Origin of the sequence: uncultured Bifidobacterium sp. (assembly GCF_959020145.1) — a bacterium.
Lineage (GTDB): Bacteria > Actinomycetota > Actinomycetes > Actinomycetales > Bifidobacteriaceae > Bifidobacterium.
Genome location: NZ_CAUEQY010000045.1, coordinates 1 through 8,004, shown reverse-complemented (window position 1 = coordinate 8,004; position 8,004 = coordinate 1). Strand labels below are relative to the sequence as shown.

8 protein-coding genes are annotated in these 8,004 nt (G+C 58.9%); 2 read left to right on the top strand and 6 right to left on the bottom strand.

Annotation, left to right across the window (positions count from 1 at the left end; all coding sequences use genetic code 11):
- A partial coding sequence (gene recR / locus Q5H33_RS07630) for a recombination mediator RecR (protein WP_302423856.1) occupies positions 1-593 on the bottom strand: 593 nt, incomplete at its 3' end.
- A gap of 110 nt (positions 594-703) precedes the next feature.
- The gene (gene dnaX / locus Q5H33_RS07625; RefSeq protein WP_226856974.1) at positions 704-3,280 is read right to left on the bottom strand and encodes a DNA polymerase III subunit gamma/tau; all 2,577 of its coding nucleotides are present in this window, start codon (positions 3,278-3,280) and stop codon (positions 704-706) included.
- A gap of 272 nt (positions 3,281-3,552) precedes the next feature.
- Between dnaX and Q5H33_RS07620 the strand changes: the two genes are divergently transcribed.
- On the top strand, positions 3,553-4,149 hold the full coding sequence (locus Q5H33_RS07620; RefSeq protein ID WP_004220305.1) for a TetR/AcrR family transcriptional regulator: 597 nt from the start codon (positions 3,553-3,555) through the stop codon (positions 4,147-4,149).
- A 46-nt stretch (positions 4,150-4,195) separates the two neighbouring features.
- A complete protein-coding gene (locus tag Q5H33_RS07615; RefSeq protein ID WP_226643947.1) occupies positions 4,196-5,179 on the top strand; it encodes a DUF5692 family protein in 984 nt (327 codons plus the stop codon).
- 201 nt (positions 5,180-5,380) lie between these two features.
- Here Q5H33_RS07615 and Q5H33_RS07610 read toward each other — a convergent pair whose 3' ends face one another.
- From Q5H33_RS07610 to Q5H33_RS07595, 4 genes are all read right to left on the bottom strand, one after another.
- Positions 5,381-6,532: a diacylglycerol kinase family protein gene (locus Q5H33_RS07610; protein ID WP_004220307.1), complete on the bottom strand. Its 1,152-nt coding sequence runs from the start codon at positions 6,530-6,532 to the stop codon at positions 5,381-5,383.
- Positions 6,533-6,687: 155 nt separating this feature from the next.
- A complete protein-coding gene (locus tag Q5H33_RS07605) occupies positions 6,688-7,077 on the bottom strand; it encodes an Rv3654c family TadE-like protein (protein ID WP_047749563.1) in 390 nt (129 codons plus the stop codon).
- 162 nt (positions 7,078-7,239) lie between these two features.
- Entirely contained in the window at positions 7,240-7,608 is a 369-nt protein-coding gene (locus Q5H33_RS07600) for a TadE family type IV pilus minor pilin (RefSeq protein WP_022245685.1), read from the bottom strand.
- Between the two features lie 3 nt (positions 7,609-7,611).
- Positions 7,612-7,899: a DUF4244 domain-containing protein gene (locus tag Q5H33_RS07595; RefSeq protein WP_302423844.1), complete on the bottom strand. Its 288-nt coding sequence runs from the start codon at positions 7,897-7,899 to the stop codon at positions 7,612-7,614.
- Between the last annotated feature and the right edge of the window lie 105 nt (positions 7,900-8,004).

Genomic DNA, 8,004 nt, shown 5'->3' with positions numbered 1-8,004 from the left:
CGACGCCCGGCCAGCGCACGCCCGAGCGTGATTTCGTCGGCATATTCAAGGTCGCCACCGACCGGCAGGCCGCTCGCCAATCGCGTGACTTTAATGTCGGTTTGCGAAAGCAGCTGCGACAGGAAGCTGGTGGTCGCTTCGCCTTCCACATTCGGGTTGAGCGCGAGGATCACTTCGGCGACTTCGCTGTCTTTGAGCCGTTCGATAAGTTTGGCGATGTTGAGGTCGCTGGGCTGCACGTTGGCCATCGGGTTGATGACGCCGCCGAGCACGTGGTACAGGCCGCGGTATTCGCGCGTGCGCTCGATGCTCATCACGTCTTTCGGCTCTTCGACCACGCAGATCACGCTGTGGTCGCGACGAGGATCGGCGCAGACCGGGCATGGGCTGGTTTCGCACACGTTGCCGCAAATGTCACAGAATCGTATTTTCTCTTTGACTTCGGCGATGGCGTCGATCAGCCCCTGTGATTCCTCGTCGGATGCGTTGAGCAGGTAGAAGGCGATGCGTTGCGCGCCTTTCGGCCCGATGCCGGGCAGGTGCGCGAACGCGTCGATCAGTCGTTGGATGGCGCCGTCATAGGCCAGTGCCATGGTTCACCTCTCCTTGGTTTCCATAAGATTCGCGATTATGCAGTGCTTACGATTGCGTTGATTCGTCGATTTTGCTCGGTTTCGCATTTTTGCTTGCGACTGCACCGCCATCAGTCGTCGAGATTCTTCTTCTGCTGCATGTTGCGCGGGTTTTTTGCATCGTCCGGCCCGAAATCCTCGACTTTTTTCACCTCGAACAGTCGGGTCAGATCGTCCACGCTTAACGCGGTTGACGCCCCGATCGACTCGTCGCTCATGGAATATTCGTCATCTTCCGCGGCGACCTGCGGCATTGGCTGCGCCGGCGCGGAGAACTGCTGGCTCCACGGATCGGCATTCGGCTGGCCTTGCTGCGGTGCCGCGTCCTGCCGCGGTGCGCGATGCTGGTGATTGGCGTGCTTCGGAGCCACCTCAGGTTCCGTTGGAGCAGGCATGGGATCCACCGGTCCTGCCTGAATCGGCATGGGGTTACCCCAAGGATCGTCGTCCACCGGCGCTTGCTGCGGTACAGGCATCGGTGCCGCCCAAGGATCAACGTTATCGCTGACATCGGGAACAGCCACACGTTTCGCATGTTGTTCCGGCGTTTTCACATCGTTGACGCCGCTTGCGACCACCGATTGCGGTTGCATCGGCTGTGCAGATGCAACCCAAGGGTCATCATCCGGAACAGGCCGTTCCGGATGATGGACTTCCTGCGTCGGGGCCGCCCATGGATCGACTTCCTCGGATCCACCGGCGGCAGCTCGATGGCCCTCCTCATCGCCGGAATCTCCGGCATTGCCACCGTCTTCGGCGCTCTTCGCGCTTGTGCCGGCCGGCTCCTTGCCGGAGGATTCGAGACCTGCAGCAGTACCAAGATTGGCCGTCAGCAGCGTGGCCGCTTTAAGCTGTTCCTGCACGAGTTGCGCATTGATCTTGCTCTGCTCTTCCGGGCTGAGTTTGCTCCACGGCACCGATTCGGACCCGTCCGCCAGCTTTTTGGCAGGCGCGAGCGTGACGCTCGGTCCGAACGCCTTATGCACTTCGGCGCGGACGATTTTCACCACTTCGGTATTGCCGTCCACCGATTCCTTTGCCACCGCTTTGGCAAACGCGTATTTGCTGAGCGCCTTGTCGAATTTGATCCACAGACGGTCGCCGCTCAGTAGCACGCGAGGCACTTTTTCACGGCTTACGTAACGTTGCACGTCTTCCGGAAGGGCTGCGACCAGCGCATCCCACTTCTGGTCGGGGGTGCGATCGTCATGAATGGGAGCTGGTACGGAAGTTGCGGCAGGCGCAGCGGAAGCGACGGAAGTCGTCGCATTCATCGCCTGCTGCACGTCAGCAAGCACGGAAGCCACGCCGGATGCGACGGCATCGGCAGGATTCGTCGGCGCCACGGACGGCTGCACAGGCGCGGAAGGGGTATCGATCACAGGCGCAGAATCCTGTGCCCGCACATTTCCTGCGGCATGTCGTGCCGCACGGCGACGGGAGCCGGCCATGGATCCACGCGACGATTCGGCAGCCGCGGAAGTTCCGGCATCGCCGGCAAAATCAGGTACACCGGAAGATGACGCAACGACAGCCATCCCTTCCTCACGCCCGGCCAACAAGCGCGCGGCAAGCAATTCCAATCGCATGCGCGGCGAAATCGCACCGGTCATATTGGCAAGCGTCGCATTGATCGTGTCAGCCATCTGCGTCAGCGCAGACAATCCCAAAGCGGAAGCCTGACGACGCAAATCATCCATGTTCTCGGCGGCCGCATCGTCGGAAAGCACGCTTTCCGCACGCTCTCCACCCAACGTGAGCACCAGCAAATCGCGTACGCGGGCAAGCAAATCCTCAACAAATCGACGGGGATCGAAACCACCGACCACGACCTTCTGAATCACGCCATACAGTGCTTCGCCATTTTTGTCGGCAACGGCGTCGACGGCCTCGCCGATCAGAGCGTCAGGCGTGAAGCCAAGCAACGCAACCGCGGAGTCGTATGCGATGCTGCCATCGACCGCACCGACCATGAGCTGGTCAAGCACGGAAAGGGTGTCTCGCACGGAACCGCCGCCGGCACGCATGGCAAGGCGCAGCACGCCCGGCTCGGCTTCGATATGCTCGTCTTCGCAGATCTGCTCGAGGTACGGGCCCATAACCTCCTGCGGCACTAGGCGGAACGGGTAATGGTGGGTGCGCGAACGGATGGTGCCGATCACCTTGTCTGGCTCGGTGGTGGCGAAGATGAACATCACATGCTCCGGCGGCTCCTCCACGATTTTCAGTAGCGCGTTGAAGCCTTGCGGCGTGACCATGTGGGCTTCGTCGAGAATGAAAATCTTGTAGCGGTCGCGGGCGGGGGCGAATCCGGCACGTTCGCGCAGTTCGCGGGCATCGTCCACACCGTTGTGCGAAGCGGCGTCAATTTCCACCACGTCGATGGAACCGGGGCCGCCTGTGGCGAGGTCCTTGCAGCTTTCGCATTCGCCGCACGGGTGCGAGGTCGGGCCTTTCGCGCAGTTGACGCAACGCGCGAGAATGCGTGCGGAACTGGTTTTGCCGCAGCCGCGCGGACCGGAAAACAGGTAAGCGTGCGTAAGTTTGTTCTCATCAAGCGCTCGCATCAGCGGAATCGTGACCTGATCCTGCCCGATCACGCCGTCGAACGTGTCGGGACGATACCTTCTATAGAGTGCCAGTGCCATCGCAATTCCTTCCGCTGTGGTGTCACTAGGCTACCGATTAATTACGACACGTTTTTTCTCAAAGACCGGCCGCACAGCCTGCCCGTAACGGTGAAGCGCGTGTCCCCAAAGACAAGCGCCGCGGCAACGTTTAAGCTGGGAGTGACGACAGCGACACTACGAAATTGACATTGTGTCAATTTACGGTTTAGACTGAGGGCAGTCAAGAAATTGACAGAGTGTCAACGTGTCGCGCAGGTGAGAGACGCCACTCGAACGAAGGAGAGAAAGCCATGGACGGACAGCACAACGCCTCCGCAACAACAGTCGGAGACGCACGCCGCGCGCAAATCGTGCATGCAGCCCGCGCAATCTGCCTGGAAAAGGGCTTTTCGAAAATCACGATCAGCGATATCGCAGGTCGCGTAGGCATGACCAGATCTCTCTTCTACCACTATTTCCAAGACAAAGACCAAGTTGCGGACGCCGTGCTCGACGACGTCATCGACGAAGTCATCTCGCAATTGGAAGAGTGGAACGCCAATCGAGAAGTCGGCAACATCTCGAAAGCGCTCGATGACGTGGTGCGACTGACCCGTTCCCTCATCGCCGATGAGGGCCCGTTCAGCCAACGCATGATCGAAGACGGCAACGCGGGACTGTACATCAAATTCATCGACCGCGTGGCCGATCGCATTGCGGAATACATCTGCAATTCGACAGTGCGCGATTTCGAGAAATTGCATGGCATGCCCATCACCAACGAGCATGAGACGTTCTATACGCTCATCGTTGGCCTGATTTCGCTGATCAGACTGCATCCCGACATTGAAGACACCGTCATCAGACAGGTCGCGGCACAGACGCTGCACCTGAACGAATACATGTAAACGCAGCTCACCCCGCGCGCATACGTGTTGAGAGAAAGGAAGAGCGATGTTGTTCCAAGTCTATGGCGACACCGCCATATACCAGTGGATCGGATGGATCCTCGTATTCTGCTGCCTGATCGGCGCCAATGAGCTGGCCCGTCGCACCAAGACCGGTGGCGTGATCGCGTTCCTGATCGTGCCGGCCATTCTGACCATCTACTTCATCACCATTTACGTGGCCGCCGCGATGGGTGCCGAATGGGCGCTCAGCAATCCGACCTACGTGCATATGACCAGCTGGTTCCACTATGCCAAGCTATATGCGGCCACCGCAGGCTGCATCGGCTTCATGGCACTCAAATACAAGTGGGGCAAGATCGGCAAATCCGAATGGTTCAAGTGCTTCCCGTTCGTGATCGTGGCCATCAACATTCTTATCGCCGTGGCCTCCGACTTCGAATCGGCCATTCGCGCTTGGGGCACCACATGGGTTTCCACCGAAGGCGTGACGCTGTATGGCGGCTGGCACAATGTGTTCAACGGCGTTGCCGGCCTGATCAACATCGCCTGCATGACCGGCTGGTTCGGCATTTACGTGTCAAAGAAGAAGCAGGACATGCTGTGGCCTGACATGACTTGGGTATTCATCGTCGCATACGATATTTGGAACTTCTGCTACACCTACAACTGCCTGCCGACCCACTCCTGGTATTGCGGCCTCGCGCTGCTGCTCGCCCCGACCGTGGCGAACTTCTTCTGGAACAAGGGCGGCTGGATTCAGAACCGCGCCAACACGCTCGCCATCTGGTGCATGTTCGCGCAGCTGTTCCCCATGTTCCAGGATGAGTCCAAGTTCGCCGTGCAGTCGGTGAACAATCCGAACGTGAACCTGACCGTGTCGATCATCGCGCTCGTGGCCAACGTGCTCGCACTCGGCTACATCATGTACCGCGCGAAGAAGCAGCACGTCAACCCGTGGCTGCAGGAAGTCTTCAAGGGCACCCGCGACTACGAGCAGGCCATCGCCCGCCAGGAAGTCGCCGCCTGATCGCAATCCGTGTTCGATAGTTACGGCGTTCGCTAGTTACAGAAAATCCGGTATTCGTAAGATAAAGATCTTGCGGGTACTGGATTTTTCGTTATTATCGCGAAATTATTTGCGATTGCTTACGATTGCCGATCACGCAATCAGTTGCATACATGCCATCTTCGATATGCAATGTTGCGGTTTGACCGGCATGTGCACGCACTACCGCGAGCGCTTCGCGTAGTAGGTGTCGGTTTTGCCGGTGACAGGATCACGGTGATCACGCTTGATGGCTTCCAGCACTTTCTCTTCGGTGTTGGCAGCTTGGCTTTCCGCCACGGCCGGCGGCACCAGCACACGCAACGCACGGTCTTGAACTACGACCTTGACAGGCAGGCGACCAACATATTCACCGTCCGCCATCAAGACCGGCGGCTCATCACCCTCTTGCGCGCGGGTGATTTCGATATCGCGCACACGCTTCCACCCAAACACCTTGCACCCGAGGATCTTGCCGCTATACGCGTGAGACACCGCATCCACGCATTCGGCGACATTGGGCACGTGGTCGAGCCATACCAGGTCAAGCAAACCATCAGAGAACCGCGAATACGGCGAGATCTCAATACCTCCGCCAATATGCCGTGAATTGGCCACCGTAAGCAACGGTGAAATAATGTCTCTTTCTTCCACCGTTCCATCGGCCAACGTGGCTTTGATGTGGTATCCGTACCGCTTCATATGCGTCAATTCCACAATCGCTGCCACGAAATAGCGCACCGAACCGTTGGGCAAGCGGGAATGGTTGGCACGGTCGTTGATACTCGCATCCAAACCACACGACAGCATGCCCGCGTAGAAGCGGTTGACCGCCGGGCGCAATGGCACGTCCGAATCGCCGACCAGATCATCGCCGGTACTGGAATCGACGGCATACCCGCCCTGCAACGACGTGGCCAAACCCATATCAACGTCAATATGCGTGCCGCGCACAATCGCGCCGACGATGCCGTCGACAGCGGTTTCCACGCGATTGACCGGCAGCTCAAGACCGCGGGCGAAATCATTGCCGGAACCCGTCGCCACAATGCCCAACGGTTTACCGGAACAGCCCACGGCATTGGCTCCAAGCGCAATCATGCCGTCGCCGCCGACCGCCACCAGGTAGTCGTATTCGTTCCTGCGATTCCTGGCATTCGCCAAGGAATCGTCGAAGCTCTCGCCGGTCACGTCGATCACGTTGAAGCCATGCTTGCGCCCGGCCTCTTGCAGCAGCTCAACCACCTGCTTGCCGACCTCGGCACCCTTGCCTTTGTTCGACGTCGGATTGCCGACAACGGCAACGGTCGCATTCACACATGACGTTTCGCTCATACTTCAGTACGATAACCGCGATTCGCTCCACACGCCACATGCGAACGGCTTTCCATACAAATGGCCGTGTTTTGTGGAACGAATGTTCCTTTACGTAGAAAGATCCCTTTTTACGAAGCGCGATTTCCCGCACAATGTACCGTTCCGCACCACGCTTATTCGCAGACAATCGGCCCCGCCCGTGACTGTTTGCCGACATGCGATACGAATGGCATTTGCGTGCCGACCTGCGCTTCGACCAGCACATCCTCGCCTTCTATCGTGCAGGATCCGATCGTCGCATTATTGCCGGATATAGTGCGTTCCGCCACGGAACAAGGATCGGACGATCCCGAATACAACGCATTGGCCGCCGCTACCGACGCCAGGTCGGCCGCATTCTGCGCGCGATGCAAGCACAGCAGCAGATTGCCCGCCGACGCGGCCGCGCCCAGCATGATGGCGGCCACTGCGATCAAAGCCACACCGGATATGGTCCCCGAACCCTCATCGGACCCGCGAATCCAAGCAAACCAATGTTTCACAAGGCGTTTCACATTATCCATTCCTTTCCGACCCGCATCCATCAAATGGTTGCCAATAGCGTTTCACAACATGTTTCACACGTCGTATGTCGCAAGCTCCAAACCTCACAGACCTCCATGCACAGGCCACAACCAACAATCCCGCATCTCACTGCGCAGAGACCAGCACGCTTCGGAGCAACGCTAGAAGTAGCGGGTCGCCTTGCCGGTAACTCGAGTGGGCAGCACACCGGTCGGATCCGGCACCACAGGGCATTGCACCGTGACGGTGACGAAGTCCACCCCACGCTCGAACCGTACCGTCGCCGAACCTCCCGCAGCCGCCATGACCGCGGTCCTCGCCTTCGATTCGCCGCCCGTATCATCAACCGCGAAAGCCCTGGCACCGGCCGCCGCCGCATCCTGGCAATTCATAGACACCACAGACGCACGCCCCAAGCACAACACCAAAATCGCCACCGCCGCCACGCAGGGGAGCACCACCGCGAATTCCGCGGTGGCCGCTCCCTCATCGGCATCATCGGTATGGCGTTTCCACCATTGCCTCAGCATGAATCACCCGACGCTCAGCGCTTTCTTGATGATGTTGGTCAGCAGCGTTTTGATGGCATCGGATTTCATAATGCCCACCAAAACGGCGGCGAATCCGGTGGCGGCAACCAAAACCACCGCATATTCGGCAGTGGCAGCGCCTTCCTCCGGTTCGACGGTCAGCGTGCGCATACGCGCGTCCAGCAGGCATACCGCTTTGCCGGCCCGTTCACGCATGGCATGCAGCAGCTGTCCTGCCTTGCACATCAGGTCTGGCGAGCCATCGACGTTGATTGGCGTTTCGTTGTTCATGGCGTTCCTTTCGTTCGAACAACCTCGGCCAGATGGCCGAGTGCACCCAGTGTTGCGCATCATCGTGCCCGTCGGAACGTTTTTTCAGGGTTGTGGTCGGAGGAC